Origin of the sequence: Rhodopseudomonas palustris (assembly GCF_003591005.1) — a bacterium.
GTDB lineage: Bacteria > Pseudomonadota > Alphaproteobacteria > Rhizobiales > Xanthobacteraceae > Rhodopseudomonas > Rhodopseudomonas palustris_K.
Genome location: NZ_QYYD01000008.1, coordinates 84,567 through 110,849, shown reverse-complemented (window position 1 = coordinate 110,849; position 26,283 = coordinate 84,567). Strand labels below are relative to the sequence as shown.

Genomic DNA, 26,283 nt, shown 5'->3' with positions numbered 1-26,283 from the left:
GATGGGCTAATTGCCACGGCGATGGCAGCTCAACCGACCCAAGCGCTGGCGACCCGAGTACCGGTGGTGAAGAATTCCACCGCGGATAAGCTGTTGGTTGCGGCCGGCGAATTGATGATCGAGCGCAACTCGGTCGAGATCTCGCTGTCGGACATCGCGCATAAATCGGGCGTCAACGCTGCGCTGGTGAAGTATCACTTCGGCAACAAGGACGGCCTGCTGTTGGCGCTGCTCGAGCGCGACGCGGCGCACGAGATGACGCATCTCGATTTCCTGCTGTCGCAGCCGCTGTCGCCGAGCACCAAGATGAAGCTGCACATCGCCGGCATCATCAAGGCGTATCATCAGTTTCCGTATCTGAACCGGCTGATCCACTATTTGCTGCACGGCTCGAATCGCGAGGCCGCCGACGAAGTGACCAAGTTCTTCGTCGGGCCCTTGCTCGACTTCCACCGCAAGCTGATCGCCGAGGGCGTCGCGGCGGGTGAATTCCGCGATGTCGATCCGGTGCTGTTCTACACCACGCTGATCGGCGCCTGCGACCATCTGTTCTTCGGCCGGCAGACCATGATGCGGGCGGCGGGCGTCGGTCCCGTCACCGACGAGGTGTGCCGCGCCTATGTGGCGCATATCGAACAAATCATCCTCGGCGGATTGCTGCTGAAAAAGGGCGACCGCGCGTCGCGCGCGCAGCCGGCCGCCGCGGTGACCAGTTAATAACAAGAAGAAACGACCCCAAGAAAACTTCAGAGACCTTCATCCAGGACCCGGGACACGCCGAAGAAAATCCGAACAACAACAATAACGCCCAAGGACCAGTTCACGGAATCTGCCCGGAAGAGGCAGGCGGAATGGAACAGCAGGCACCCCCGGGACATCGTTTGAAGTGTGTCGATAACAACAAGAAAACAGCCAGGAAACGCCCGAGTATCTTTGACGATTCGATCTCGTCTCACCCAGCAGGCGGCCACGCGGCGCAAGGGGTGAGAGCGCAACAACAAATCGAGCCAAACAGCTCGCTCAGGAACGCTCGCGCGCCTGTGAACGCCTTTTGACCAGGATGGCCGCGCCGACGTGGCGCAGAGCTGTCCGGAAACGATAAATCGGGGAAACGCCCAAGGGTCCGTTGAACATCCCGGTTCGAAAGCGCAAGAAGAGCACGCCAAAGGGCCCGGCCGAGGTCTGTCGAACAGTTCAGGAAACGCCCAAGGACCGGCCCATCAAGGCTTGACCGCAAGCTTCAAGAAAGCGCCCAAGGAAAGGGATATCCAATGCAGTTGAAAGACGTCTCCGTTCTCATCACCGGTGGTGGATCGGGACTCGGCGCCGCGACGGCGCGTGCGATGGCCGCCAAGGGCGCCAAGGTCGCCGTGCTCGACATGAACAAGGACAACGCCGACAAGGTCGCGGCCGAGATCGGCGGCGTCGCCTGCGTCGGCGACGTGTCGCAGGAAGCGCCCGTCAAGGAAGCGATCGCCAAGGCCGAAGCCGCCCACGGCATCGTCCGCGTGCTGGTGAACTGCGCCGGCATCGGCGGCGCGGTGAAGACCGTCAGCAAGAACGGCGCCTATCCGCTCGATCACTTCACCCGCATCATCAACGTCAACCTGATCGGCAGCTTCAACTGCATCCGTCTGGTCGCCGAGCGCATGCAGAGCGCGCCGACGATTGGCGAAGAGCGCGGCGTCTGCATCAACACCGCGTCGGTCGCGGCCTATGACGGCCAGATCGGCCAGGCGGCGTATTCGGCCTCGAAGGGCGGCATCGTCGGCATGACCCTGCCGGTGGCGCGCGACCTCGCCTCGATGAACATCCGCGTCATGACCATTGCGCCCGGCCTGTTCCTGACGCCGCTGCTGATGGGCCTGTCGGAAGAAGCCCGCAAGAGCCTCGGCGCCCAGGTGCCGCATCCGGCCCGCCTCGGCGATCCGTCGGAATACGCGTCGCTCGCGGTGCAGATCGTCGAGAACCCGATGCTGAACGGCGAGACGATCCGTCTCGACGGCGCCATCCGCATGGCGCCGCGGTAGTCACGACTAAACCCTCTCCCCTTGTGGGAGAGGGTGGCAGCCGAAGGCTGCCGGGTGAGGGGGCGCCACGAGTCCGGACCCCTCACCGGGCCGAGTGCGCGGCCACCGGCAAACAAGCCCTCTCCCACAAGGGGAGAGGGCGCAGCAACTAACGCTGATGCGGCGGCCACGCGCCGCGCGGCAAAATAATAAGCTCCGCCACAGCGGGCATAAGAACAACAAGTTGCGGGAGTGAGAAGCGTGTCCCAGGTGCTGCTGGTCGATCATCGCGATGGCGTCGATTGGGTGACGCTCAACCGTCCCGACAGCCTGAATGCACTCAGCCCCGAACTGGTCGACGCGCTCAACGCTTATTTCGGCCAGCTGCAGCGCAATCGCGACACCCGCGTCGTCGTGCTCAAGGGCGCCGGCAAGAACTTCTGCGCCGGGCTCGATCTCAAAGAGGCGATGAGCCGCCGCGGCAAGCAGCAGGAGCCGCCGGGCGTCGCTGACTCGCTGGATTCGCAGCGCCGGATCGCCGATATCGTGATGCTGATGCGCCGCTGCCCGCAGCCGATCATCGCGCTGGTGCAGGGCGCCGCCGCCGGCGGCGGTTTCGCGCTGGCGCTCGCCGCTGATGTCCGTATTGCCGGACGGACGGCGCGCATGAACTGCGCTTTCATCAAGCTCGGCCTCGGCGGCTGCGATATCGGCACCAGCTACTTTTTGCCGCGTCTGGTCGGCGTGTCGGTTGCGTCCGAGCTGATCCTCACCGGCCGATTCATCGGCGCCGAACGCGCGCTGATGACCGGACTGGTTTCGGAACTGGTCGAGGACGATCAGCTCGACGCCGCTGCGCAGCCCTTTGTGGACGCGATGATGGCGGCCTCTCCGGTCGGTTTGCGGCTGTCGAAGGAATGCCTCAATATGGCTGTCGACGCCGGCTCGATCGAGCAGGTGATCGCGATGGAAGATCGCAATCAGGTGCTGTGCTCACGCTCCGAAGATTTCGCCGAGGGCATCGCGGCCTTCCTGGAGAAGCGCAAGCCGGTGTATATTCGCCGCTAGGCACGGCGCGTGGGCGTGACCCGCGACAATCAAGAAACCAGCGGCCCGACAAGAGGCCAACACGGGAGACACCAGGAATGACTTCAAGCGCCGCCGCAGTGCTGACCAAGCCGGCCTTCCGCAAGGTCAATTGGTTGCCGCGCGAGATCGAGGTCGATCGTCGCGAGGGTGGCGTCATCGTGATGAAGTCGCGCTTCCCGCTGATGGACCACGATCCGCATCTGCCGATGGCGCTGGCGAAATGGGCCAAGCAGCGCCCCGATCACACTTGGCTTGCCCAACGCGCGGGCGCTGACCGGCAGTGGCGCAAGGTGTCGTATGCCGAAGCCAAGCGCACCGTTGACGGACTGACCCAGGCACTGCTGAACCTGCAGCTGCCGGAAGGCCGCCCGGTGACGATCTTGTCGGGCAATTCGATCGAGCACGCGCTGATGATGATGGCGGCGATGCAGGCGCGGATCCCGACCGCGCCGGTGTCGCCGGCCTATTCGCTGATGAGCCTGGATCATCAGAAGCTCAAATATCTGTTCGATCTGGTCAAGCCCGCCGTGGTGCTGGTGCAGGACGGCGCGCAGTTCAGCAAAGCGCTGCATGCGCTGGATCTCACCGGCGTGCAGGTGGTGCACGTCGCCAATCCGGCAGAAGGCATCACCAGCGTGCCGTTTGCCGCGATGGCGGCGACGCCGGTGACCGCCGATGTCGAGCGCTCGGTCGCACAGATCACCCCGGACACCGTCGGCAAGCTGCTGTTCACCTCCGGCTCGACCGGCATGCCGAAAGCGGTGATCAACACCCAGCGCATGATGTGCGCCAACGCCGCGATGATGATGCAGGTGCGGCTGCGCGATCCGAACGGCCCGCTGCCGGTCAATCTGGACTGGATGCCCTGGAACCACACCATGGGCGGCAATGCGTCGTTCAATCCGCTGCTGATCGAAGGCGGCACGATGTACATCGATGACGGCCGGCCGGTGCCCGGCATGATCGAAGAGACGCTGCGCAACCTGCGCGAGCTGTCGCCGACCTATTACGCCAACGTTCCGGCCGGTTACGCCGCGCTCGCGAGCGCGATGGAGAAGGACGATGCGCTGTGCCGCAACTTCTTCAAGAACCTCGGCCTGATGGCCTATGGGGGCGCGCGGCTGCCGGACGATCTCTACGAGCGCATGCAGGCGCTGGCCGTGCGCGCCACCGGTGAGCGGCTGGTGTTCTACACCGGCTGGGGCTCGACCGAGACCGCGCCGACCTCGACCGGCACCTATTGGGACACCGAGCGCGTCGGCCTGATCGGTCTGCCGTTCCCCGGCGTCGAATTGAAGATGCTGCCGATCGGCGACAAGTACGAGCTGCGGCTGCGCGGCATCAATGTGATGCCGGGTTATTACGGCCAGCCGGAGCTGACCGAGAAGGCGTTCGACGAGGAAGGCTTCTACAAGATCGGTGATGCCGGCGTGTTCGTCGATCCGAACGATCCGGTGAAGGGGATCATCTTCGCCGGTCGCGTGGTCGAAGACTTCAAGCTGATGACCGGCACCTTCGTGCATGTCAGCACGGTGCGGACCGACGCGATCGCAGCGGCGACGCCGGTGGTGCAGGACGCGCTGGTCGCGGGGCAGGACCGTGAGTTCATCGGCCTGCTGGCGTGGCCGAACCTGCACGCCTGCCGGCAGATCGTCGGCAATCCCGACGCGACCTTCGAAGACGTGGTGCAGCATCCGGCGGTGCGCGCGGCGTTCAAGGCCGGCCTCGAAAAGCACAATGCCGAGGTCAAGGGCGTCAGCTCGATGCGCATCGCCCGCGCCATGCTGATGAGCGAACCGCCGTCGATCGACGGCAACGAACTCACCGACAAGGGCTACATCAACCAGCGCGCCGGCCTCGACCGCCGCGCCGCGCTGGTGCAGCGGCTGTATGCCGAGACGCCGGACGACGAGGTGGTGGTGCTGAAGTGAGCCGCGCAATCAAACTCTCGTCATTCCGGGGCGCGCGTCTTCGCGCGAACCCGGAATCTCGACGGAGCCAGTTTCAGATTCCGGGTTCGCACGCAGCTTCGCTGCGCGCGCCCCGGAATGACCAACTCTAACAACTAACAACAAACGAGACACGGCCATGAACTTCGATTTCTCCGACGACCAGAAGCAACTGCGCGATCAGGCCCGGCGGTTTCTTGCCGAGAAGTGCCCGCCAAAGGCGGTGCGTGCCGTGCTCGAGGGCAAGGCGGATTACGATCGTGAGCTGTGGAAGGGCCTCGCCGAGATGGGCTTCCTCGGCGTTGCGATCCCCGAGGAATTCGGCGGCAGCGGTGCGGGACATCTCGAGCTCTGCGTGATCGCCGAGGAGCTCGGCCGCGCGCTGGCGCCGGTTCCGTTCGCCTCGACCGTGTATCTCGCCGCCGAAGCGCTGCTGCTCGCGGGGACGGATGCGCAGAAGCAGAAGTGGTTGCCGAAGATTTCGTCGGGCGAGGCGATCGGCACGCTGGCGCTGTTCGAAGGCACCGGCAATCCGTCGCATAAGGCCGTCAAGGTGACGGCGTCGAACGGCACGATTTCCGGTACCAAGAAGCCGGTCGCCGACGGCGCCATCGCCGATTTCGCCATCGTCGCCGCGCGCACCAGCAATAGCGGCCGCGAGGCCGACATCTCGCTGTTCCTGGTCGATCTCAAGGCCGGCGGCGTCACCGCCAAGCCGCTCTCGAACGTCGATCCGTCGCGGCAGCAGGCCGAGCTGGTGTTCGACGGCGCCAAGGCCGAGCCGCTGGGCGCGGCGGGCGAGGGCTGGAGCATCCTGTCGCGCGTGATGGACCGCGCCGCGGTGCTGATCGCATTCGAGCAGGTCGGCGGCGCCGACTGCGCGCTGGAGATGGGCCGTGACTACGCGCTCGACCGCATCGCGTTCGGCCGTCCGATCGGCTCGTTCCAGGCCGTCAAGCACATCCTCGCCGACATGTACGTCTCGGCGACGCTGGCGCGTTCGAACTGCTACTACGGCGCCTGGGCGCTCTCGACTGACGCCGGTGAACTCGCCGAAGCCGCGGCTGCGGCGCGGATCAGCGCCACGCAGGCGTTCCAGCATTGCGCCAAGCAGAACATCCAGGTGCACGGCGGCATGGGCTTCACCTGGGAGTTCGACTGCCATCTGTACTATCGCCGCTCCAACGCGCTGGCGCTGGCGCTCGGCAGCCAGTCCTACTGGGAAGACCAACTGATCGACCGCATGCGCCAGAAGAACGCGGCGTAACGCACGATTTTGTAGGATGGGTTGAGCGTCAGCGAAACCCATCTTCCCTTTCGCGTCGGATGATGGGTTTCGCTGCGCTCAACCCATCCTACGAAGACGATTTCGAGGATGAGCAAATGAACTTCGACGATACCCCGCAGGAAGCCGAATTCCGTGCCAAGGCGCGTGCCTGGATCGACGCCAATGCGCCGAAGCAATACGAGGACGATCTGCGCAAGGCGTCGCTCGGCCGCGTCGTGCTGAAGGGCGCCAACGTCCTCGATGTCGCCAAGGCCTGGCAGAAGAAGAAGGCCGACGCCGGCTGGGCCGTGCCGCATTGGCCGAAGGAATATGGCGGCCGCGGTGCGTCGCCGATTGAGCGCGTGATCTGGCAGCAGGAAGAGGGCGTGTTCGGCAAGCTCACGGCGATGTTCATCATCGGCCAAGGCATGTGCGGCCCGACCATGATGGCCTACGCGTCGGAGGACCAGAAGCGGCACTATCTGCCGCCGCTCGGCTCCGGCGAGCAGGTGTGGTGCCAGCTGTTCTCCGAGCCTGCCGGCGGCTCCGACGTCGCCGGTCTGCGCACCCGCGCCGAGAAGGATGGCGACGACTGGGTCATCAACGGCCAGAAGATCTGGACCTCCGGCGCGCACTATTCGGACTACGGCATCCTGATCACCCGCACCGACCCGACCGTGCCCAAGCACAAGGGTCTGACGATGTTCTTCCTCGACATGAAAAGCCCCGGCGTCGAGATCCGGCCGATCAAACAGGCCAACGGCAATTCCGACTTCAACGAGGTGTACTTCACCAACGTGCGGATTCCGGATAGCCAGCGCCTCGGCGCCGTCGGTGACGGCTGGAACGTGTCGCTGACCACGCTGATGAACGAGCGCATGTCGATCGGCGCCAATGTGGCGACCGGCTTCCCTGAGCTGCTTGACTACTGCAACTCGCTGACGCTCGACGGTGCGCCTGCGCTCGACGACCGGGCGGTGCGTTCGAAGCTTGCGAACTGGGCCGTGAAGGCGAGCGGGCTGAAGTACACCAGCTTCCGCTCGATCTCGGCGCTGTCCAAGGGGCAGCGGCCCGGGCCGGAGAACTCGATCGGCAAGCTGGTCGCGGGCTCGATGATCCAGGAGGTCGCGATGTACGCGCTCGACCTGCAGGGCGCTGCGGGCGTGCTGAGCGCGCCCGAGGATGCCGACGTTGGCGGCCGCTTCCAGGCGATGTTGCTGCGTTCGCCGGCGACCCGCGTCGAGGGCGGCACTGACGAGATCCTGCGCAACATCATCGCCGAACGCGTGCTCGGCCTCCCTGGCGACATTCGTGTCGACAAGGACGTGCCGTTCAATCAGATCCCGACGCGGGGGCGGGCCTAGCAACGTAGGATGGGTTGAGCGCAGCGAAACCCATCATTTAGCAAAGTGCGTCGTTGATGGGTTTCGCAAGGGCTCAACCCATCCTACGGCGCTGAGATCAGAACGAGAGGCCGAGATGAATTTCGACGATACCCCGCAGGAAGCCGAGTTTCGCGCCAAGGCGCGCGCGTGGATCGACGCCAACGCGCCGAAGCAATACGAGCAGGAACTGGCGAAGTCCGGGATCGGCCGCATCAGCCTGAAGAACGCCGACATCGTCGAGGTCGGCAAGGCTTGGCAGAAGAAGAAGGCCGAGGGCGGCTGGTCGTGCCTGACCTGGCCGCAGGAATACGGCGGCCGCGGCGCCACGCCGATCGAGAAGGTGATCTGGCAGCAGGAAGAGGGCGTCTACGGCAAGCTCACGCAGCCGTTCCAGATCGGCGAGGGCATGTGCGGCCCGACCGTGATGGCCTATGGCGGCGAGGACGACAAACGCAAGTACCTGCCGAAGCTCGCCTCGGGCGAAAACATCTGGTGCCAGCTGTTTTCCGAGCCGGCGGGCGGCTCCGACGTTGCGGGCCTGCGCACCCGTGCCGAGAAGGACGGCGACGACTGGATCATCAACGGCCAGAAGATCTGGACCTCGGGCGCGCACTACTCGGACTACGGTCTCTTGATCACCCGCACCGACCCGAACGTGCCCAAGCACAAGGGCCTCACCATGTTCTTCCTGGACATGAAGAGCCCCGGCGTCGAGGTCAAGCCGATCAAGCAGGCCAACGGCATGCAGGAATTCAACGAGGTGTTCTTCACCAACGTGCGCATTCCCGACAGCCAGCGGCTTGGCGCGGTCGGCGACGGCTGGAACGTGTCGCTGACCACGCTGATGAACGAGCGGATGTCGATCGGCGCGCGGCTCGCCACCGGCTTCCCGGAAATTTTTGCGTTCTGCAATGACTTCGTCACCGACGACGGCCCGGCGATCGACGATCCGGCGGTGCGCAGCAAGCTGGCGAACTGGGCGGTCAAGGCCAGCGGCCTGAAGTACACGTCGTATCGTTCGATCTCGGCGCTGTCGAAGGGCGAGCGGCCGGGGCCGGAGAATTCGATCGGCAAGCTGGTCGCCGGCCCGATGCTGCAGGACATCGCGGCGTTTGCGATGGACCTTGAAGGCGCCGCGGGCGTGCTGACCGATCCGGCCGAGGCCGAAGCCGGCGGCAGCTTCCAGGCGATGCTGCTCGGCTCGCCGTCGATGCGCATCGCCGGGGGCACCGACGAGATCCTGCGCAACATTATCGCCGAACGCGTGCTGGGTTTGCCGGGCGATATCCGGGTGGACAAGGACGTGCCGTTCAACAAGATCCCGACCAGGGGGCGGTGAGGAAGCAAGTGCGCTTCCTTGCCATCTGCGATGTCATTCCGGGGCGCGCCTGCGAAGCTGGCGCGAACCCGGAATCCCGCAGTTGTTGACAATGAATGCTACGCCGTATGCGTTCAGATCTCGGGTTCGCGCTGCGCGCGCCCCGGAATGACGACCATCAAGCAATGAGGCCATCATGACCGACGCGCTTACTTCCGCCGCCCCCATCGACGTCCTCGAAGACCTGATGGCGGCGCGCTATTCGTGCCGTGGCTTCAAGTCCGACCCGGTGCCGCGCGCCACGATCGAGCGGATTCTTGGCGCGGCGCAGAAGACGGCTTCGTGGTGCAACAGCCAGCCGTGGCAGGTGGTGATCACGTCGGGCGAGGCGACCACGAAGTTTCGTGACGCGATCTATCCGGCCGCGGCCGGCGGCGCGCCGATGTCGGGCGATTTCGAATTTCCGCGCGAGTATCGCGGCGTCTATCTCGACCGCCGCCGCGAGAGCGGCTTTCAGCTTTACAACGCGGTCGGCATTGCCCGCGGCGACAAGGCCGCCGCCGCCAAGCAGGCGCTGGAGAATTTCAACTTCTTCGGCGCGCCGCACGTCGCGATCATCACCACCGACGAAGCGCTCGGCATCTACGGCGCGGTCGATTGCGGCGGCTACGTCACCTCGTTCATGCTCGCCGCCCAGGCGCTCGGCATCGCCACCGTGCCGCAGGCGGCGCTGGCTTTTCATGCCGGCCTGGTGCGCCAGCATTTCGGACTCGGCGACGACCGCCGCGTCGTCTGCGGCATCTCGTTCGGCTATGCCGACGCCGAGCACAAGGCCAACAGCTACCGCACGAACCGCGCCGCGCTCGGCGAGGTGGCGACGTTCGTGGAGTGAGGGGCGCGACGATGGTTGAGGCGGCGCACAACCTCTCCCCGTCATTCCGGGGCGCGCGCAGCGCGAGCCCGGAATCTATAGTCCCTGACGCTTCTTTGTGGATACGACGTTGCATCGCTCTGCCTTGACGCGAGCACTGAGAATATGGATTCCGGGCTCGTGCTTCGCGCGCCCCGGAATGACAAAAGTTAGGTTAGCGCCAAGTCGTCAAAACTTCGGCGCGCGTTTTTCCTTGAACGCCGCGATGCCTTCCTTGATCTCGTCGCTGCGCATCGAGGCGCGGGAGCGGGCGTCGGCGGCTTGTTCGTCGAACGTCTGCCGGGCGAATTCGTTGATGGCGCGTTTCATGCCGGCAACGGCATCTGGCGCGTGGCCGGCCAGTGTCGTTGCCAGCGCGTCGACTTCTGGGTCGAGCCGGTCCATCGGCACCATCTGGGTCAGGTAACCGATCCGCAGCATTTCGCGGGCGTCAATCCGCTGCGCGGTCAGGAACAGCCTCTTGGCATTGTCGACGCCGAGCCTCGTGACGTAGCGCTTGATGCCGCTTGGATAGTAATGCAGCCCGAGCCGCGCCGCCGGCATGAACATCTCGGCGCTGTTGGCGCCGATGCGGAAGTCGCAGGCCAGCGCCAGATCGGTCGCCCCGCCATAGACGCCGCCGTTGAGCCGGCAGATCGTCGGCACCCGCAGCTCCTCGAGACGATCGACCACGGCGCCGAACACCGCGGCGGAGGAGTCGCTCTCGGTCTCGCAGCTGGCGCGGGCGGAGATCTCCTCGAGATCGAACCCGCCCGAAAACGCGCGCCCGGTTCCGGTCAGCACCAGCACGCGGACCGCTCGATCGGCGTCGATCTGCGCAAATTGCTCGAGCAGGGCGGCGAGGTCGTCGGCCAGCAGCCGGTTCAAATGGTGCGGCCGGTTCAACCGGATCGTGGCGCGTGGGCCGTCGATGCTGAGAACGGGCGGGCTGGCGCTATCGGCGTCCGACATCGGGCGTATCTCCGGAAGGCGAGGTGGCAGTCTTGCAACACGACGGGCGGCGGGCGCGGCAAACTGCCCGCGGGCGGCCCCTGCCGTCAATGATTTGCGAGCTCGCCGCGGCCGGCCGTGGCAGCGGTGGCGTTCCGGGTGGTGGATTGTTTATAATCCCGTTCGTTCCAACGTGTATGCCAGACGCGCGCAGCGGCGGTTCGGCGCCGCGCGCTGGATGTCGTCGGTTCGATCAGCTTCGCGAACACGGGTTGGCCTCATGGATATGTCCCACATCGCCCAGCATGCCGGCATGGCCGGCAGTGTGTTTGCCACCATCTTCGTGGTCGCCACCGCCACGATGCGGACGATGATCCCGCTGCGCGTTTTCGGCATCCTGGCCAACGTGCTGCTGATCGCGATCTCGATCCCGACCCACAACTACCCGACCATGGCGCTGCACGCCGTGCTGCTGCCGGTCAATGTCTGGCGGCTGCAGCAGATGCTGCAACTGGTCCGCGACGTGAAGAAGTCGGTGAACAGCGACCTGTCGATGGAGTGGCTGAAGCCGTTCATGACCAAGCGGCAGTGCCAGGCCGGCGAGGAGATCTTCTACAAGGACGAGAAGGCCGAGCACATGTACTACATCGTCAGCGGCCGCTTCCGCCTGGTCGAGTCCGGCATCGAGCTGCCGGTCGGCGCCATCGTCGGCGAGCTCGGCATGCTGTCGCCGTCGAACACCCGGACCCAGACCCTGGAATGCATCGAGTCCGGCATGGTGCTCGGCGTCAGCTATCGTCAGGTCGAGGAGCTGTACGTTCAGAATCCGGAGTTCGGCTTCTACTTCCTGCGGCTCGCCAGCGCGCGGCTGTTCCAGAACATCGAGACGCTGGAAGCCCGGCTGGCGCAGGCGCATCTGCCGGTGCCGGTCGAAGTCGCGAGCGAGACGGCGTAGCGGCGAGGGGCAGCGATGGTCGGCTATGTCGATGCGATGCGGTCCACGCTCGCCGAGATCATCGGCGAGCGCGACCGCGTTGTCGCTTTGCAGCTGCCGGCCGGGCTGTCGCCGGCGATGCAGGCGCTGGTCAGCGACGCCGTCGAGCAGCTCGTGGTGTATCAGGGCCGCCGCCACGCATTGCTGTATCTCGAGCGGATCGCGCGCTTCGCGCGGCGGCCGGACGTCGACGAAGACCTGCTTCACGAAATCGCCCGGCTGATGCTGGCGCGGATGACCTATGAGGATCCGTTCAGGCTGGCGCAGCTGGCGTTGATCGAAGCGAGGATCGGACCGGACGGAGTCGCCAGGGTCCGCGTCGACCGCAAATGCCGGTTTCGGATGGACGAATGGGTATCGGCGCTGCCGGTGGTGCTGGCGCGGCCGCTCCTCAGGCTGCTGGGCGCATTGGGCTGGCAGCATATCCACCTCAAGATGCGGTTCAACGCCACCGACTGGCTCGGCATCCGCCGGCTGCGGATGGAGGCCTGGCTGCGGCGCTGGCGGATGCTGTCGATCCGCTACGCGCAGGAGCGGACCTTCGTGGAGCGCTGGCTGCACATGATCGACCGCTGCCTCGCCAAACGGCCGGAGGCGGTGTGGGCCGTGGTGCAGAGCGCCACGATGATCGGCGGCTATGGCGACGCCTACCGCTACGGCCTGGCCAACTGGACGCTGATCATCGACAGCCTGGTCAAGCCGGTGTTCGCCGGCACATTGGCGGTGGATGATCTGCCGGCGGCGATCGCCGAAGCGCGCGCCGCCGCGGTGCCGGACCGGCGGCAGACTGCGCTCAAGCGCTGCCTCGCGGCGATCCGTGACGGTGGCGACGCAACCGCGGTTGAGGGATCGGTGCCGACGCGATGATCGCGAGCAAAGCCGCACGGCCGCGCACAATAAAGCCGCCCCGCATCCCGCCTCGGACTTTCCCCCGCGTGCATTCCGGAACCGAAGATGTCATAAAGCCATCACGGTCGTTGACCGGCGAGGTGCTTCGCGCCCGCGCGGAATGTCGGATCGAGCCTGACGGCGCAAAGCCGTTGACGTGTCGACGCTTCCCCCGGGCCCAGCAAAGGGCGTGAGCTTGATCCTTCCCCACATGTCGTCGACGGTTTCCGTTGGTGCGCTCGTCGGATGGATGCTCGCGCTCACGATCAAGCATGTGTTCGCCGATTTCTATCTGCAGAACAAATGGATGGCGCTCGGCAAGGACCAGAAGACCGGCTGGGCGCTGCCGTTGCTGGCGCATTGCGGCGTGCATCTGCTGTTGACCACCGCGCTGATGCTGGTTGTGGCGCCGCGCTATTGGTTCGTCGGCCTGATCGATTTTGCGATTCATCTCGCGATCGATCGCGCCAAGGGGTTCTGCGTCGCGACCTACAACATCACGCCGGAGTCGCGCTGGTTCTGGTGGCTGATCGGCACCGACCAGGCCCTGCATCACCTTACAGGCTTCGGCCTGTCGGTGCTGCTCGCCGCCAATCCCTGATCGGATGAGCTCGCATCAGCGGTGGCCTTCGGGGCGCGCGCCGTTGCGCGAACCCGGAATCTCGCCGTTCAAGGCCAAAGCCGGCGCAGCTCGTCTTGGCGGGATGACTCCACCAATCCATGAGGACAGGCGCTGCTCGTCGTCTCAGGCGCTGAGACGCTCCTCCACGCCAGCGCCGGGCGACGGGGTCTCAGCCTGTGATTGGCGCGACGCGATCTTTGCGTTGGCCTTGGTGAACTGCTGCTGGAATGCGAGCCCGTCTTCCAGCACGCGGGCCATCGCGCCGCTGAGCCAGTCCTGATACTCGCGCAGCGCATCGAGCGGGGTGGCGGCCTGGCCGATCCGCTGGGCGGCTTCGAGCGCCGCACGGGTGCCGAGTCGCCGGCGTTCGAACCATCCTTCGGAAAACTCCCTCATGCCGGCCAGAATGGTTTCTTCGGTTCGCCAGAAGGCCACACCGGCCGGGGCGAACGCCTTGATATCGTGGACCATCATGTTGGGGAACAGTGTCACGGGTTCGCTCATCGCATCCTCCATCGTGACCAGCAGGCGGCTTGTTGGAACCGGGCAACGATGAGGTTAACGCCAAACCAAACGCCGCACTGATCACAACAGGACGATCGGAAAAAATGTGATCGCGTTTTCGTTCCATGCGAATCGCGCAAAGCCGTGCGCTCGGTTCCACAGGGATAGTTAAGAGCTCATTAACAACTTCGATCGCATGCTCTCGATCGTTGTCGCCCTCGGAGAAACGCCGATGTTGTCGAGCCGTGAAGCCTTCGAAAACGACCACTGTCCCGTTCGGGACGATCTCCTTGGCGCCATGTATCGCGCCAACGAGAACGGTCTGCCTGCCCTGGTGGAAAGTGTCTCGTCCGACGTTCGAGCCCAATTGGCTCTGTTTTGCTACCGCCGCGCGCATCTGCACGCGCTGGCGCTCACCATCGCCGCAAGCTGCGATGTCCGCGATCTGATCCACCATGGTGGCCGGGTCGGCTCCGTGCTGGCGGCTCTGGCCCGGGAGGAAGCGAAGCCTCGCCACCGGCCGTCAGCCAATTACAGCCATCGCAAGGCGATCACGCTGTCGACCACGCCGTTGTCGAGCCTGGCGCCGCTCGACGATGACGATCTCGATGATGAGCTTCCGCTACAGGCGGAGCAGGAACCCGAGCCGAGCCTGGCCGGGCTGGCCTAGCCGGAGATCGATTCCGGCAGCGCCGGAAGGCCATGCCGACGGCGGGCCATCGCGCATTCCGGATCGCCCGGCTGGCACTCGCGGCAGACTTCCGGCCGCAGCGCATAGATGGTGCAGGCGGTGGCCTCCCCGATCGTCCCGGCGAGGGCGCAGCAGCGTTCGCCCTCGCACTTCATGCCGGACAGCCGCGTGTTGACGAGTTCCGCAGGGATCGCGTCGAGCGCGGCGTCGTCCTCGACCGTAAAGCGCGGCCAGTTGGCCGAATACGCACAGCACGCGCCGCAGCTTTGGCAGGGGCTGGCTGTGGCGGCTGCGGCTTGTGTCGTCATCCCGCCTGTTTAGGCTGAACCGCCAGGATAGCAAACCGCCTGCGAGGGCGATGCGGATCGCTAGTCGCGCGGCTTGGTCGCGGCCTCGAGCAATGCTTCGAGCTCGGCGATCCGGAGGTCCCGCGAAGTGATCGCCGCGGCGACATCGGCGGCGTCGAATTTCTGCGGAATGTGCTGCGGGCAATTGCTGTCCCAGGCCTCGACCTCGAAAAGGATCGCCTGTTCGGGCCGCGCCTTGGTGTCCGTCGGCATCAGCCGGGCGATCAGCTCCGGGTCGTCCTCGACCACCCGTGCGCGACCCCAGATCTTGATGCGCCGGCGGTGCGCGTAGTCGATCACGAACAGATAAGCCTTGGGGTTCTCCGCCAGATTGCCCTGGGTGATGAACTGCTGGTTGCCCTTGAAGTCGGCGAAGCCGATCGTGTGCTCGTCGAGCACATGAAGGAAGCCGGCCGGGCCGCCGCGATGCTGGACGTAAGGCTGGCCGCCGGCGCTCGCGGTGGCGAGCAGCACGCTGGTCTGCGCGGCGAGAAAGGCGGCGAGGTTGTCGTCGATCGTCGTCGCCCAGCCGCCGTGGCGCTCGACCCGCGCATAGGCCTCGCGCGAGCCCTTGCGGGCCTGGATCGACTTGACGGCCGGGGTGAAGGCGATATCGCTGGATGCTTGCAGTGCCAGGGTCATGAGAACCTCCTGCTGATGCGGCGGAATATCGGTCTGCAGATCATCCGAAGCAATCAGGTGATTTGACACTTCATTGTTGCGCTGGTTGAAATGATGCCGTGGACCGCCTGGATGCCATGACGGCCTTCGTCGCCGTTGCCGATCTGCAGGGCTTTGCGCCGGCCGCGCGCAAGCTCGGGCTGTCACCGTCGGCGGTGACGCGGCTGGTCGCGGCGCTCGAACAACATCTCGGCGCCCGGCTGCTGCAGCGGACGACGCGGTCGGTCGCGCTCACCGACACTGGAACGCGCTATCTCGAGCGGGTGCGGCAGATCCTCGCCGACCTTGACGAGGCGGACGCCTCCGCGTCGGCCGAGCGCACCCGCCCGTCCGGACGGCTGGTGGTGTCGGCCCCGGTCGGCTTCGGCCGCCGCTATATCGCGCCGCTGCTGTCGGATTATCTGAAACGATATCCTGAGGTGATCGGCGAATTGCGGCTGTCCGACCTGATGATCAATCTGGTCGACGACGGCGTCGACTGCGCCGTCCGGATCGGTCATCTCGCCGATTCGAGCCTGGTGGCGCGGCAGCTCGGGACGATGCGGCGGATCGTGGTGGCATCGCCCGACTATCTGGCGTCGCGCGGTACGCCGGCGACGCCGGCACAGATCGCGGCGCACGACGTTGTGCATTTCGGTCAGCCGGGAGCGCCGGTCGACTGGCGTTTCGTGGTCGACGGCCGCGACGTGCGCGTAACCTGCGCGCCGCGGCTTGTCAGCAACGTCGCCGACGTCGCGATCCTCGACGCCGAGCGCGGCGGTGGACTGACGCGAGTGCTGGCCTATCAGGCGGCGGACGCGATCGCGGCGGGACGGTTGCGCGTCGTGCTCGCGGATTACGAAGTGCCGCCGCTGCCGATCGCGGTGGTGTACCCGACCTCGCGGCTGCTGTCGGCCAAGGTGCGGGCATTTGTCGATTTGTTAGCGGAGGACGGTGATTGGCGGTTCGGCGAGCGATGACGAAAGGGCGATACGCGTGACCATGGCCGATTTATTCGACAGTGCGCCCGAGCCGCCGCGCCGCGAGGATATCGCGCCCGGCGCGGCGCTGCTGCGCGGCTTCGCCCGGGGTGAGGACCGCGCATTGATCGAAGCGATCGACGCAGTCGTGGCGCGGGCGCCGTTTCGTCACATGGTGACGCCCGGCGGCCATGCGATGTCGGTGGCGATGACCAGCTGCGGCAGCGCCGGCTGGGTCACCGATCGCCGCGGCTATCGCTACGCGTCGGACGATCCGGACAGCGCGCAGCCATGGCCGCAGATGCCGCCGGTGCTGCGCGATCTGGCGCAGCGCGCGGCCGCGGAGGCCGGCTTCGCCGGCTTCGATCCCGACGCCTGCCTGATCAACCGCTATGTGCCGGGCGCCAAAATGGCGCTGCATCAGGATAAGGACGAGCGCGACTTCTCGGCGCCGATCGTGTCGGTGTCGCTCGGCCTGCCGGCGACCTTCCAGTTCGGCGGCCTCGCCCGCAGCGACAAGCCGCGCCGCTACGAATTGCGTCACGGCGACGTGTTCGTCTGGGGGGGCCCGACGCGCCTCGTGTATCACGGTGTGCTGACGCTGAAAGACGGCGAGCACCCGCTGCTCGGCCGCCAGCGCATCAACCTGACGTTCCGCAAAGCGCTGTAAGCTTCGTGCCGCGTAGGATGGGTTGAGCGCAGCGAAACCCATCAAGCTTTTTGGCGCGGCGATGGGTTTCGCTGGCGCTCAACCCATCCTACGAGACCGCTCTCGCTCGTCATTCCGGGGCGCGAGCCCTTGCACGCGAACCCGGAATCCCAATGTGTGATTCGAACTGGCAGAACAGCTCTGGATTCCGGGTTCGCTGACTTCGTCAGCGCCCCGAAATGACACCGCGTGGCCTACGGCTTCGCCGGGTGAATGAACGGCCACGGGCTGGCCTCGCTGTCGCGCGGGACGTCGATGGCGATCAGTTGCGGGCCGCCGGCGGCGAGGGCTCTTTCGAGCGCGGGACGGAAGTTGTCGGGCGAGGTCACGCGCGCCGCGCCGACGCCGAACGACTCGGCGAGCTTGACGAAATCCGGATTGACCAGATCCGACGCCACCACGCGGCCTTCGAAGCCGTGCAGCTGATCACGCCGCACGTTGCCGTAGGCCGAATTGTCGAACACCAGCGTCACCACGCCGATGTTGTACTGCACGGCGGTCGCCAGCTCCTGTACGCCGAACATGAAGCCGCCGTCGCCGGTGATCGCCACCACCGGTTTGTCCGGGCAGGCGACCTTGGCGCCGAGCGCGGTGGGGAAGCCTGAGCCCAGCGTGCCCTGATAGCCGGAGGTGAGGAAGGTGCGCGGCTGATAAACCGGGAAGCCGTACCACGACGCGAAACCAACCTGTGACAGTTCGTCGGTGACGATCGCGTCGTCCGGCAGCACGTCGCGCAGGATCTTCAGATACGCCATCTGCGGCTGGATCGCCTGGATGTCCTGCTGCGTCTTGGCCGTTGCGGCGCGGATCACCTCGCGTCGTCCGGTGGTCTTGGTATAGCCGACCTTGCTGACCGCATCGGCCAGCGCCCGCGCGCCGGCCTTGGAGTCCGACACGATCGCCGCATCCGGCGTGAAGCGGCGCATCTCGGCCGGATCGATGTCGATGCGCACCGACTTCAGCCCGTCGGGTTTGAATGGCCAGCGGAACGTGGTTGGCAGCTCCATCCGGGTGCCGATGCCGATGATCAGATCGGTCTGCGGCCACAGCTGATACGCCGCCGCAAAGGTCAGGCCCAATTCGTGCCGGTTGCTGACGATGCCGCGGCCGGAGCGGAACGCCACCACCGGCGCGTCGATGCTCTCGGCGAGTTCGAGGATCTCGTCGCCGGCCTCCAGCGCGCCGGCGCCGACGAAGATCATCGGCGTTTTGCTCTGTGCGATCAGCTTCGCCGCTGCGGCGATGCGGTCCGGATCGGGCGCCGGGGGCGCCACCGGATCGAACTTCAGCGCGGCTGCCGTTTCGGCGCGCTGCGTGAACACGTCCCACGGCATCTCCAGCGCCACCGGGCCGCGCCGGCCGCTCAGCATCTCCTGAAACGCCCGCGCCACCAGCGCCGGTGCGGCGCCCGGATATTCGATGCGCTCGGCCCATTTGATGAAGCTGCGCAGGGTGGCGAGCTGATCCGGCATCTCGTGCAGATGGCCGCGGCCCTTGCCCAAGTAAGCGCTCGGCACCTGGCCGGTGAGGCACATCACCGGCTCGTTGCAGCCGAACGCGGTGAGCAGCGCCGCGCCGGCGTTCAGCACGCCGGGGCCGGGCACTACGCTGAACACGCCCGGCTTGCCGCTGGCGCGCGCGTAGCCGAACGCCATGTAGCCGCAGGCCTGCTCGTGCCGGGCGCCGATCACTTTCATCTGCGCCTTGGCGAAGCCGTCGAACAGCCCGTAGATCTGCGCGCCGGGCAGGCCGAACACGGTGTCGACGCCGTGCGCGACCAGGCCCTGCACGATCGCTTCGCCGCCGGTGATGACGCTCATGGAATGTCCTGTCTCGATGGAGTGATCAGTCGGCTTCGTCGACGACGCCGTTGCGCAGCACGCCGATGCCGTCGGCTTCGACCTCGATGACGTCGCCGGGCTTCAGATACACCGGCGGCTCGGCGCGCGCGCCGGCGCCGGACGGCGTTCCGGTGACGATGATGTCGCCGGGCACCAGCGTGGTGAAGGTCGAAATGTAGTGGATCAGATAGCGGAACGAGAAGATCATTCGCGAGGTGCGGTCGTCCTGCCGGGTCTCGCCATTGACGCGGGTGGTGAGACGAATGTCGGCGATCTGCGCCTCGTCGGTGTAGGGCACCAGCCACGGACCGAGGCTGCCGGTGTGGTCGAAATTCTTGCCCTGCGTCACGTTGAACTTGGCGTGCCGCACCCAGTCGCGAATGGTGCCTTCGTTGCACAGCGTGATTGCGGCGATGTGGCTCAGCGCATCGGCTTCGGCGATATGGCGACCGCCCCGGCCGATCACCAGCGTCAGCTCGCCCTCGTAGTCGAGCAGCTTTGACGCCTTCGGCCGCACCAGCGGCGTGCCGTGGCCGACGAAGGAGCGCGGCGTGCGCATGAACATCGAGGGGAATTTCGGCGCCTCGCTGCCGTCCTTGTATTCGGCGTTGCGCTCCGGATAGTTGACGCCGACGCAGATGATCTTCTCCGGCTGCGGGATCGGCGGCTCGAACTTCACCGCGTCGCGGGCAAAGTCCGGCGCGGTGTGGTCGGCCTCGTCGACGATCCGCGACAGCGCCCCGGCCGCGATCACCTCGCGCAGCGTCGGATAATCATTGGCATGGCGCGCCGACAGATCGACGACGCCATGATCGCACACCGCGCCGTAGCGGGTGAGGCCGTTGACGGTGAAGGTGGCGAGGCGAGGGGTGGTCATGGTGATCAGCCTTTGAGGGTGTCATTGCGGGATGCGCTGCGCTAGCAGCGCAGGCCCGGAATCCATATTCACCGACGGGGATTATGGATTCCGGGCTCGCGCTTCGCGCGCACCGGAAATGACAGAAGTTGGACGCGGCGATCTTGTCCGGATCACCTTCAATCCGCAATCACCACATCGGCTACGAAGCGCGGCTCGCGCACCTCCTGGCCGGCGAACGGCGAGCCCTGTTCGAACCAGGAGCGCGGCGCGGGGGCGCCCCACAGGGTCTGGCGGCGCGGGTCGCGCAGCGACCAGCGCAGCGGCTCATGGTCGTGGTCCATGGTCTGGTAGTCGCTGCAATACAGCTCGATGCGGTGGCCATCGGGGTCGCGGACGTAGAGGAAGAAAGCGTTGGAGATGCCGTGCCGTCCCGGGCCGCGCTCCAGCGCCAGCCCGCTCGACGCCATCACGTCGCAGAGATGGATGATGTTGAGCGGGCCGGGCACCCAATAGGCGAAGTGGTGCAGCCGCGGGCCCTTGCCGTTGGTGATGGCGAAGTCGTGGACGTTGCCCTTGCGATGCATCCAGGCGGCGGCGATGCGGCCGCCGTCGCCATCCTCCTCGGCATATTCGGTCAGGCGGAAGCCGAGCTTGGCGTAGAAGTCGATGGTGTCCTGGGTCTCGGCCGCGAACACGTTGAAATGGTCGAGCCGCTGCGGATGGCAACCCTTGTAGCGCTCAAAGCGGCGCAAGAGATGCGGCCGCTTCTCCATCACGGCGTAGAACTCGAGCCGAAAGCCGAACGGGTCGGTGACGTGCAGCGTGCGGCCCTGAAAGGGGCGATCGACGAACGAATACAGCACGCCCTGCTCGGCGAACCAGCTGCCGGCCTTGTCGAGATCGGCTTCGCTCGCCACCTTGAAGCCGAGCCGCGCAGCCGCGGCCTGTTCCGCCTTGCGCAGCACCAGCGAGTGATGCTGATGCTCTTCGCTGCCTCGCAAGTACGCGGCGTTGTCGTCGCGATCCTCGACGTGCAGCCCGATGATGTTGTCGTAGAACTCGACGCTCTTGTTCAGATCGGTGACGTCGAGCACCACATGGCTCGAGCGGACGATATTGAACGGCGGATCGAACACGTGTTGCGGCACCGGCATTGCAGGGTCCCCAGAAATCCTAGTTGTTAGTTCACAGCAGCAAAATTGGTCATTCCGGGGCGCCGCGCAGCGGCGAGCCCGGAATCCATAAGCCCCGTGTTGGCGGCTGTGCACGACCGCGCCGGCAGAGAGTATGGATTCCGGGTTCGCGCTTCGCGCGCCCCGGAATGACAAAAGCGGGCGGGGAGAGATTCCGGGTTCGCCCGCCGCTGCGCGGCGATCGCCCCGGAATGACTTGGGGAGAGAGCCAGCACTACACAGCCCCCAGCTTCTGGATCTTGTGGGTGCCCCGGGCCAGCGAGACGTGCTTGGTTTCCATGTAGAACTCGAACGAGTAGTCGCCGCCGTCGCGGCCGATGCCGGACTGTTTCATGCCGCCGAACGGCGTCGGCAGATGGCGGACGTTCTCGGAGTTCAGCCAGATCATGCCGGCCTCCAGCGCATCGGCGACGCGCAGGGCCCGGCCCATGTCGCCGGTCCAGACGTAGCCGGTGAGGCCGTAGCGGATGTCGTTGGCGATTTGAACCGCGTCGGCTTCGTCCTTGAACGGGATCACGGTGAGGAACGGGCCGAACACCTCGTCCTGCGCCACCTGCATGTCGCCACGCGCGCCGGTGACCAATGTGGGCTGCACATAGTGACCGCCGCCCGGGCCGTCGTGGCGCGCGCCGCCGACCGCGACGGTAGCGCCGTCCTTCTTGGCGATGTCGAAATACGAGCACACCTTGTCGAGATGACGCTGATGGATCAGGGGCCCGACCTCGGTCGCCGGATCGAGCGGATGGCCGACCTTCAGCGCGCGCACGCGGGCCGCGAGCTTGTCGATGAATGTGTCGGCGATGGATTGCTGGACCAACAAGCGGCTCGACGAGGTGCAGCGCTCGCCGTTCAGCGAGTAGATCATGAACACCACGGCATCGAGCGCGCGGCCCTGATCGGCGTCGTCGAACACGATCACCGGGTTCTTGCCGCCGAGTTCGAAGTGCACGCGCTTCAGCGTCGGCGCGCCCTGCGCCATGATGGCGGCGCCGGTCGCGGTCTCGCCGACGAAGGCGATCGCCTTGATGGCCGGGTGTTCGGTCAGCGCCTTGCCGGCCTCTTCGCCGAAACCGTGCACGGTGTTGAGCACGCCGGCGGGCAGGCCGGCGTCCCTGCAGATCCGCGTCAGCATGTCGGCCGTCACCGGCGACCACTCCGCCGGCTTGTGCACCACGGTGCACCCGGCCGCGAGCGCCGGCGCGATCTTCCAGGTCGACAACATGAACGGCGTATTCCACGGCGTGATCACGCCGACCGGTCCGATCGGCACGCGGGTGGAGACGTTCCAGTGCTCGTCGCTCGGCGTATTCAACCCGTCGCGCGCCTCGGCGCATTTGTCGGCGAAGAAGCGGAAATTCTCGGCGGCGCGGACCGCGGCCTTGGCCATGAAGCGATGCGCCTGACCGGTGTCGACGCACTCCAGCACGGCGATGTCGTCGGCGCGCGCTTCGATCGCGTCGGCAATTTTGTGCAGGATCTTGCGCCGCTTGCTCGGCGCCATGTCGCGCCACGCCGGAAACGCATCTTTCGCTGCCTTGGCGGCGCGGTCGATATCATCCACGGTACCGCGCGCGACCTGCGCCAGCACCGCGTTGTCGATCGGCGATTGCGTCTCGAACGTCTCCCCGGACGACGATGCGACGATCTCGCCGTTGATCAGATGCTTGATGCCATCGGCGCGTAGCTGCTTCAGTAGCGGCGCGGCGCGGTCGAGATTGGCCTGCAGCGCGGGCGATGTACTGGACGGGGGAGCGGCATCAGCCATGGCGGGCCTCGGCGATCAGGAGATCATGGATGGAGTTGCGCTTCCAGCTGGTTTCCTTGTCGTTGATCTGCATATCGAACGACAGCGAAAAACCTTCGTCCGCGAACAGCGGATCGAGGAAGTGCGAGAGGTGATCGAAGATGTGCTGGCCGGCGTTCTTGCGCGCCGCAAGGTCGCGGCCTTCGCCGAGCCGCAGCAGCATCGCCATGAAGGCGAAGCCGTCGCGGCCGTCGGCGATGGCGTAGTGCTCGCAGCGGATGGCGCGGACGCGGACGCCGCCGACCGGAAAGATCCCGGTCTCGATCGCGGTCCGGCGCACCAGCTCGACGACATCGGCCATGTCGACACGGTCGTCGAGATTGGCGGAATATTCGATGGTGAAATGCGGCATGATGATCCCGTGCGGCTCTTTCAACAAAACCGTCGCGCGGCGAATGATTAACATGTTAAATGATCCGGCTCAAACCGAAACCGTGCGTGTTGCGATGCAAAAGTCCGCCCCTCCGTCATTGCGAGCGAAGCGAAGCAATCCAGCCGCACGCCCTAAGGCCGGATCGGGACGACGCGATGCGTCTCGCGATGACGACGACAAGCACGGGGGCAACAAACAACTCCCGATGCGGACTTTCTCGCGCTCGCTGCCGATGGCGTTGCTGCGCGGCCGTGAGGCGGTGATGCGGCATTTCCGGCCGCTGCTGCGCGCCCACGGGCTCAGCGAGCAGCAATGGCGCATCCTGCGCGCGCTCACCGATGTCGAAGCGATCGAGGTCGCCGGACTGGCCGAGCGCGCGTTCCTGCTCGGGCCGAGCCTGTCGCGGATGCTGCGCGATCTCGAGGGCCGCAGGCTGATCGCGCGCAAGCTCGCCGCGAACGATCAGCGCCGCAATCGGGTGTCGATCACGCCCAAGGGCTTGCAACTGATCGAGACCGTCGCGCCGTCCTCCGAACGGATCTACACCGATATCGCGCTTCACTTCGGCAACGCAAAACTCGCTGCGCTGCAGGATATGTTGATTGCACTCGAGGCTCACCTGACTGCGATGCCGGTGCGGCATGCGGCTGATGCGGTGGACAGCGACGCGGATTTTCGGTCAACTGCGCCGGGCAACCGACGGCCGGCGAAACGCGCGGCCGCACAGGGAGGGCGATGAATGATCGGGCAGCGCTGGCCGGCGCGGCAAGGCCGCGGCCGCGAGATTTCTCGTCGCGGGCGTACGCTGCCATGGTGACGCTGCAGGTCGACAGGCTGATCGATTTCGTCGCCGCGGTGTTCGAGCGTGCCGGCTCGTCGAAGGACGAAGCGCGCCGCATCGGCTCCTATCTCACCACCGCGAACCTCACTGGCCACGACAGCCACGGCGTGATCCGCGTGCCGGTCTATATCCGCTGGCGCAACGCCGGCGCGGTGCATCCCGATCAGGTGGTCGACGTGCCGGTCGATCTGCCGTCGCTGGCGATCGTCGACGGCAAGTTCGGCTATGGCCAGACCGTCGGCCCGCAGGCGGTGCGGATCGGCATCGACAAATGCAAATCGCAGGGGTTGTCTGCGGTCGGCCTGAAGAACGCCGGCCACATCGGCCGGATCGGCGACTGGGCCGAGATGGCCGCGGCCGAGGGCCTGGTGTCGATCCATTTCGTCACCGCGGCGGGATCGATTTTGGTCGCGCCGTTCGGCGGCGTCGAGCGCCGGCTGTCGACGGCGCCGTATTGCGTCGGCATTCCGCGTCCTGGCGCCGCGCCGGTGGTGCTCGATCTCGCAACCTCGATCGTCGCGGAAGGCAAGGTGCTGGTCGCCGCGCGCGGCGGCAAGAAGCTGCCGGAAGGTGCGCTGATCAATCCCGACGGCAGCCTTAGTGAGGACCCGGCGACGCTCTACGGGCCGCACGAGAAGGACGGCCCGATCAACCACGTCAACGGCCAGGGCGCGATCCGCGCCTTCGGCGAGCACAAGGGCTCGGGCCTGGCGCTGATCTGCGAACTGCTCGGCGGCGCGCTCACCGGCAACGGCGCCACCGGGCCGGACCGGCCGTTCGCCAACGGCATGTTCTCGATCTATGTCGATCCGGCGCGGATCGACCCGGCGCACGTATTCGACGCCGAAGTGACGCGCTACATCGATTACTTCAAGAGCGCCAGGACGGTCGCCGGTGTCGACCAGGTTCTGATCCCAGGCGATCCCGAACAGAAGACCCGCGCCGAGCGCACGGCTAATGGCGTGCCGCTGCCCGACGACACCTGGGCGGCGATCGTCGCGACCGCGCGGGAAGTCGGCGTGTCCGAGCAGGCCATCCAGGCGGCGACGGCGTGAGGTGCTCACTCCGCATTCAGTCGTCATGCGCGGGCTTGACCCGCGCATCCATCTCTCTTCGCAAGGTGATGGATTGCCGGGTCAAGCCCGGCAATGACGGCTTGAACTAACAATATCGCCCAGCAAGAACGCGAGGAACAAGATGGCAAACAAAGTCAAACAACTCTGGGCCGACGGCAAGGTCGTGGTCAACGGCTGGCTGGCGATTCCGTCGGGATTTTCGGCCGAGGTGATGGCGCAGTGCGGCTTCGACAGCATCACGGTCGACATCCAGCACGGCGTGCAGGATTATCAGTCGATGGTGGCCTGTTTTCAGGGCATGCAGGCGCATCCGGTGACGCCGATGGTGCGGGTGCCGTGGAACGAGCCCGGCGTCATCGGCAAGGTGCTGGACGGCGGCGCCTATGGGGTGATCTGCCCGATGGTCAATACCAAGCAGGAAGCCGAGAACTTCGTCCAGTACTGCAAGTATCCGCCGCGTGGCACGCGCAGCAACGGCCCGATCCGCGCCGGCCTGTACGGCTCGTCGGGCAATTATCAGACGACCGCCAATGACGAGACGCTGTGCATCCCGATGATCGAGACCCGCACCGCGGTCGAGAACATGGAGGCGATCCTCGACGTCGAGGGCATCGCCGGCGTCTATATCGGCCCAAGCGATCTCGGCTTTTCCTACGGCCTGGTACCGAAGCTCGACCGCGACGAGCCCGAGATCCTGAAGATCTACGACAAGCTGCTCAAGGAATGCGAGAAGCGCGGCATCTATCCGGGCATCCATTGCTCCGGCCCCGAAGGCGCCGCCCGCAACATCGCGCTCGGCTTCAAGCTGGTGACGCTGCTCAACGACAGCGGCATCATGGCAGTCGCGGCGCGGCAGTGGGTCGGCGAGACGCGGAAGAATTCGGGTGGCAAGGCGTAAGTAACAAGCACGGCGTCATGCGCGGGCTTGACCCGCGCATCCATCCCTCGTCGCAAGATGGATCGCCGGGCCTTCGCCGCGCCGAAGGGGCTTCGGCCCGGCAGGCGGGTCGAGCCCGGCGATGA

General features: G+C 65.9%; 26 protein-coding genes. 17 read left to right on the top strand and 9 right to left on the bottom strand.

Annotation, left to right across the window (positions count from 1 at the left end; all coding sequences use genetic code 11):
* The first annotated feature begins 21 nt into the window (after positions 1-21).
* From D4Q52_RS09655 to D4Q52_RS09620, 8 genes are all read left to right on the top strand, one after another.
* A complete protein-coding gene (locus D4Q52_RS09655) occupies positions 22-717 on the top strand; it encodes a TetR family transcriptional regulator (RefSeq protein WP_119856339.1) in 696 nt (231 codons plus the stop codon).
* Positions 718-1,271: 554 nt separating this feature from the next.
* Positions 1,272-2,030 (top strand): SDR family NAD(P)-dependent oxidoreductase, encoded by a 759-nt coding sequence (locus tag D4Q52_RS09650; RefSeq protein ID WP_119856338.1) that lies wholly within the window; start codon positions 1,272-1,274, stop codon positions 2,028-2,030.
* Between the two features lie 240 nt (positions 2,031-2,270).
* A complete protein-coding gene (locus D4Q52_RS09645) occupies positions 2,271-3,077 on the top strand; it encodes an enoyl-CoA hydratase/isomerase family protein (protein WP_119856337.1) in 807 nt (268 codons plus the stop codon).
* 77 nt (positions 3,078-3,154) lie between these two features.
* Complete coding sequence (locus D4Q52_RS09640; RefSeq protein ID WP_119856336.1) at positions 3,155-5,029, top strand: AMP-binding protein; 1,875 nt, start codon at positions 3,155-3,157, stop codon at positions 5,027-5,029.
* A 157-nt stretch (positions 5,030-5,186) separates the two neighbouring features.
* Complete coding sequence (locus tag D4Q52_RS09635; protein WP_119856335.1) at positions 5,187-6,314, top strand: acyl-CoA dehydrogenase family protein; 1,128 nt, start codon at positions 5,187-5,189, stop codon at positions 6,312-6,314.
* Between the two features lie 116 nt (positions 6,315-6,430).
* Positions 6,431-7,678, top strand: a complete 1,248-nt coding sequence (locus D4Q52_RS09630) for an acyl-CoA dehydrogenase (RefSeq protein WP_119856434.1) — start codon at positions 6,431-6,433, stop codon at positions 7,676-7,678.
* A 115-nt stretch (positions 7,679-7,793) separates the two neighbouring features.
* The gene (locus tag D4Q52_RS09625) at positions 7,794-9,038 is read left to right on the top strand and encodes an acyl-CoA dehydrogenase (RefSeq protein WP_119856334.1); all 1,245 of its coding nucleotides are present in this window, start codon (positions 7,794-7,796) and stop codon (positions 9,036-9,038) included.
* Positions 9,039-9,213: 175 nt separating this feature from the next.
* Entirely contained in the window at positions 9,214-9,909 is a 696-nt protein-coding gene (locus D4Q52_RS09620; protein ID WP_119856333.1) for a nitroreductase, read from the top strand.
* Positions 9,910-10,116: 207 nt separating this feature from the next.
* Here the strand turns inward: D4Q52_RS09620 and D4Q52_RS09615 are convergent, their stop codons facing one another.
* Complete coding sequence (locus D4Q52_RS09615) at positions 10,117-10,899, bottom strand: enoyl-CoA hydratase/isomerase family protein (RefSeq protein WP_119856332.1); 783 nt, start codon at positions 10,897-10,899, stop codon at positions 10,117-10,119.
* A gap of 259 nt (positions 10,900-11,158) precedes the next feature.
* Between D4Q52_RS09615 and D4Q52_RS09610 the strand changes: the two genes are divergently transcribed.
* From D4Q52_RS09610 to D4Q52_RS09600, 3 genes are all read left to right on the top strand, one after another.
* Positions 11,159-11,833, top strand: coding sequence for a Crp/Fnr family transcriptional regulator (locus D4Q52_RS09610; RefSeq protein ID WP_119856331.1), 675 nt, complete (start codon positions 11,159-11,161; stop codon positions 11,831-11,833).
* A 15-nt stretch (positions 11,834-11,848) separates the two neighbouring features.
* Positions 11,849-12,739, top strand: a complete 891-nt coding sequence (locus D4Q52_RS09605; RefSeq protein ID WP_119856330.1) for a DUF6537 domain-containing protein — start codon at positions 11,849-11,851, stop codon at positions 12,737-12,739.
* 217 nt (positions 12,740-12,956) lie between these two features.
* Positions 12,957-13,361, top strand: a complete 405-nt coding sequence (locus D4Q52_RS09600; protein WP_119856329.1) for a DUF3307 domain-containing protein — start codon at positions 12,957-12,959, stop codon at positions 13,359-13,361.
* A 144-nt stretch (positions 13,362-13,505) separates the two neighbouring features.
* On the opposite strand, the gene D4Q52_RS09595 is transcribed toward D4Q52_RS09600, so the two are convergent.
* Positions 13,506-13,886 carry a hypothetical protein gene (locus tag D4Q52_RS09595; RefSeq protein ID WP_119856433.1) on the bottom strand — a complete coding sequence of 127 codons (381 nt, stop codon included), beginning with the start codon at positions 13,884-13,886 and terminating at the stop codon, positions 13,506-13,508.
* 232 nt (positions 13,887-14,118) lie between these two features.
* Between D4Q52_RS09595 and D4Q52_RS09590 the strand changes: the two genes are divergently transcribed.
* Positions 14,119-14,556, top strand: a complete 438-nt coding sequence (locus D4Q52_RS09590; protein WP_119856432.1) for a hypothetical protein — start codon at positions 14,119-14,121, stop codon at positions 14,554-14,556.
* Here D4Q52_RS09590 and D4Q52_RS09585 read toward each other — a convergent pair.
* Together D4Q52_RS09585 and D4Q52_RS09580 are read right to left on the bottom strand one after the other, a co-directional pair.
* Positions 14,553-14,885, bottom strand: coding sequence for a YkgJ family cysteine cluster protein (locus D4Q52_RS09585; RefSeq protein ID WP_119856328.1), 333 nt, complete (start codon positions 14,883-14,885; stop codon positions 14,553-14,555). The two genes, D4Q52_RS09590 and D4Q52_RS09585, sit on opposite strands and share 4 nt — an antisense overlap.
* 60 nt (positions 14,886-14,945) lie before the next feature.
* Positions 14,946-15,566 (bottom strand): pyridoxamine 5'-phosphate oxidase family protein, encoded by a 621-nt coding sequence (locus D4Q52_RS09580; RefSeq protein ID WP_119856431.1) that lies wholly within the window; start codon positions 15,564-15,566, stop codon positions 14,946-14,948.
* Positions 15,567-15,664: 98 nt separating this feature from the next.
* Between D4Q52_RS09580 and D4Q52_RS09575 the strand changes: the two genes are divergently transcribed.
* The gene (locus D4Q52_RS09575; protein ID WP_119856327.1) at positions 15,665-16,564 is read left to right on the top strand and encodes a LysR substrate-binding domain-containing protein; all 900 of its coding nucleotides are present in this window, start codon (positions 15,665-15,667) and stop codon (positions 16,562-16,564) included.
* Positions 16,565-16,586: 22 nt separating this feature from the next.
* Positions 16,587-17,234 carry a DNA oxidative demethylase AlkB gene (gene alkB / locus D4Q52_RS09570; RefSeq protein WP_119856326.1) on the top strand — a complete coding sequence of 216 codons (648 nt, stop codon included), beginning with the start codon at positions 16,587-16,589 and terminating at the stop codon, positions 17,232-17,234.
* Positions 17,235-17,467: 233 nt separating this feature from the next.
* On the opposite strand, the gene D4Q52_RS09565 is transcribed toward alkB, so the two are convergent.
* The 5 genes from D4Q52_RS09565 to D4Q52_RS09545 all read right to left on the bottom strand — a co-directional run bounded on the left by D4Q52_RS09565 (position 17,468) and on the right by D4Q52_RS09545 (position 23,322).
* Entirely contained in the window at positions 17,468-19,093 is a 1,626-nt protein-coding gene (locus D4Q52_RS09565; RefSeq protein WP_119856325.1) for a thiamine pyrophosphate-dependent enzyme, read from the bottom strand.
* Positions 19,094-19,118: 25 nt separating this feature from the next.
* Complete coding sequence (locus D4Q52_RS09560) at positions 19,119-19,991, bottom strand: fumarylacetoacetate hydrolase family protein (RefSeq protein WP_119856324.1); 873 nt, start codon at positions 19,989-19,991, stop codon at positions 19,119-19,121.
* A 158-nt stretch (positions 19,992-20,149) separates the two neighbouring features.
* Entirely contained in the window at positions 20,150-21,127 is a 978-nt protein-coding gene (gene hpaD / locus D4Q52_RS09555) for a 3,4-dihydroxyphenylacetate 2,3-dioxygenase (RefSeq protein WP_119856323.1), read from the bottom strand.
* Between the two features lie 253 nt (positions 21,128-21,380).
* A complete protein-coding gene (hpaE, locus tag D4Q52_RS09550; RefSeq protein WP_119856322.1) occupies positions 21,381-22,931 on the bottom strand; it encodes a 5-carboxymethyl-2-hydroxymuconate semialdehyde dehydrogenase in 1,551 nt (516 codons plus the stop codon).
* Positions 22,924-23,322: a 5-carboxymethyl-2-hydroxymuconate Delta-isomerase gene (locus tag D4Q52_RS09545; protein WP_119856430.1), complete on the bottom strand. Its 399-nt coding sequence runs from the start codon at positions 23,320-23,322 to the stop codon at positions 22,924-22,926. The genes hpaE and D4Q52_RS09545 overlap by 8 nt, the downstream gene beginning before the upstream one ends.
* Positions 23,323-23,548: 226 nt before the next feature.
* On the opposite strand from D4Q52_RS09545, the gene hpaR reads away from it, so the two are divergent.
* The 3 genes from hpaR to D4Q52_RS09530 all read left to right on the top strand — a co-directional run bounded on the left by hpaR (position 23,549) and on the right by D4Q52_RS09530 (position 26,158).
* Positions 23,549-24,082, top strand: a complete 534-nt coding sequence (gene hpaR / locus D4Q52_RS09540; RefSeq protein WP_119856321.1) for a homoprotocatechuate degradation operon regulator HpaR — start codon at positions 23,549-23,551, stop codon at positions 24,080-24,082.
* 71 nt (positions 24,083-24,153) lie between these two features.
* Positions 24,154-25,239 (top strand): malate/lactate/ureidoglycolate dehydrogenase, encoded by a 1,086-nt coding sequence (locus tag D4Q52_RS09535; protein WP_119856320.1) that lies wholly within the window; start codon positions 24,154-24,156, stop codon positions 25,237-25,239.
* Positions 25,240-25,381: 142 nt separating this feature from the next.
* Complete coding sequence (locus D4Q52_RS09530) at positions 25,382-26,158, top strand: HpcH/HpaI aldolase family protein (RefSeq protein WP_119856319.1); 777 nt, start codon at positions 25,382-25,384, stop codon at positions 26,156-26,158.
* The last annotated feature ends 125 nt before the right edge of the window (positions 26,159-26,283 follow it).

Bases quoted from the DNA above. Each gene is read 5' to 3' on its own strand.
- D4Q52_RS09655 (WP_119856339.1), top strand. From the start codon at position 22: ATGGCAGCTCAACCGACCCAAGCGCTGGCGACCCGAGTACCGGTGGTG.
- D4Q52_RS09650 (WP_119856338.1), top strand. From the start codon at position 1,272: ATGCAGTTGAAAGACGTCTCCGTTCTCATCACCGGTGGTGGATCGGGA.
- D4Q52_RS09640 (WP_119856336.1), top strand. From the start codon at position 3,155: ATGACTTCAAGCGCCGCCGCAGTGCTGACCAAGCCGGCCTTCCGCAAG.
- D4Q52_RS09635 (WP_119856335.1), top strand. From the start codon at position 5,187: ATGAACTTCGATTTCTCCGACGACCAGAAGCAACTGCGCGATCAGGCC.
- D4Q52_RS09630 (WP_119856434.1), top strand. From the start codon at position 6,431: ATGAACTTCGACGATACCCCGCAGGAAGCCGAATTCCGTGCCAAGGCG.
- D4Q52_RS09625 (WP_119856334.1), top strand. From the start codon at position 7,794: ATGAATTTCGACGATACCCCGCAGGAAGCCGAGTTTCGCGCCAAGGCG.
- D4Q52_RS09620 (WP_119856333.1), top strand. From the start codon at position 9,214: ATGACCGACGCGCTTACTTCCGCCGCCCCCATCGACGTCCTCGAAGAC.
- D4Q52_RS09615 (WP_119856332.1), bottom strand. From the start codon at position 10,899: ATGTCGGACGCCGATAGCGCCAGCCCGCCCGTTCTCAGCATCGACGGC.
- D4Q52_RS09610 (WP_119856331.1), top strand. From the start codon at position 11,159: ATGGATATGTCCCACATCGCCCAGCATGCCGGCATGGCCGGCAGTGTG.
- D4Q52_RS09605 (WP_119856330.1), top strand. From the start codon at position 11,849: ATGGTCGGCTATGTCGATGCGATGCGGTCCACGCTCGCCGAGATCATC.
- D4Q52_RS09595 (WP_119856433.1), bottom strand. From the start codon at position 13,886: ATGAGCGAACCCGTGACACTGTTCCCCAACATGATGGTCCACGATATC.
- D4Q52_RS09590 (WP_119856432.1), top strand. From the start codon at position 14,119: ATGTTGTCGAGCCGTGAAGCCTTCGAAAACGACCACTGTCCCGTTCGG.
- D4Q52_RS09585 (WP_119856328.1), bottom strand. From the start codon at position 14,885: ATGACGACACAAGCCGCAGCCGCCACAGCCAGCCCCTGCCAAAGCTGC.
- D4Q52_RS09580 (WP_119856431.1), bottom strand. From the start codon at position 15,566: ATGACCCTGGCACTGCAAGCATCCAGCGATATCGCCTTCACCCCGGCC.
- alkB (WP_119856326.1), top strand. From the start codon at position 16,587: ATGGCCGATTTATTCGACAGTGCGCCCGAGCCGCCGCGCCGCGAGGAT.
- D4Q52_RS09565 (WP_119856325.1), bottom strand. From the start codon at position 19,093: ATGAGCGTCATCACCGGCGGCGAAGCGATCGTGCAGGGCCTGGTCGCG.
- D4Q52_RS09560 (WP_119856324.1), bottom strand. From the start codon at position 19,991: ATGACCACCCCTCGCCTCGCCACCTTCACCGTCAACGGCCTCACCCGC.
- hpaD (WP_119856323.1), bottom strand. From the start codon at position 21,127: ATGCCGGTGCCGCAACACGTGTTCGATCCGCCGTTCAATATCGTCCGC.
- hpaE (WP_119856322.1), bottom strand. From the start codon at position 22,931: ATGGCTGATGCCGCTCCCCCGTCCAGTACATCGCCCGCGCTGCAGGCC.
- D4Q52_RS09545 (WP_119856430.1), bottom strand. From the start codon at position 23,322: ATGCCGCATTTCACCATCGAATATTCCGCCAATCTCGACGACCGTGTC.
- hpaR (WP_119856321.1), top strand. From the start codon at position 23,549: ATGCGGACTTTCTCGCGCTCGCTGCCGATGGCGTTGCTGCGCGGCCGT.
- D4Q52_RS09535 (WP_119856320.1), top strand. From the start codon at position 24,154: ATGGTGACGCTGCAGGTCGACAGGCTGATCGATTTCGTCGCCGCGGTG.
- D4Q52_RS09530 (WP_119856319.1), top strand. From the start codon at position 25,382: ATGGCAAACAAAGTCAAACAACTCTGGGCCGACGGCAAGGTCGTGGTC.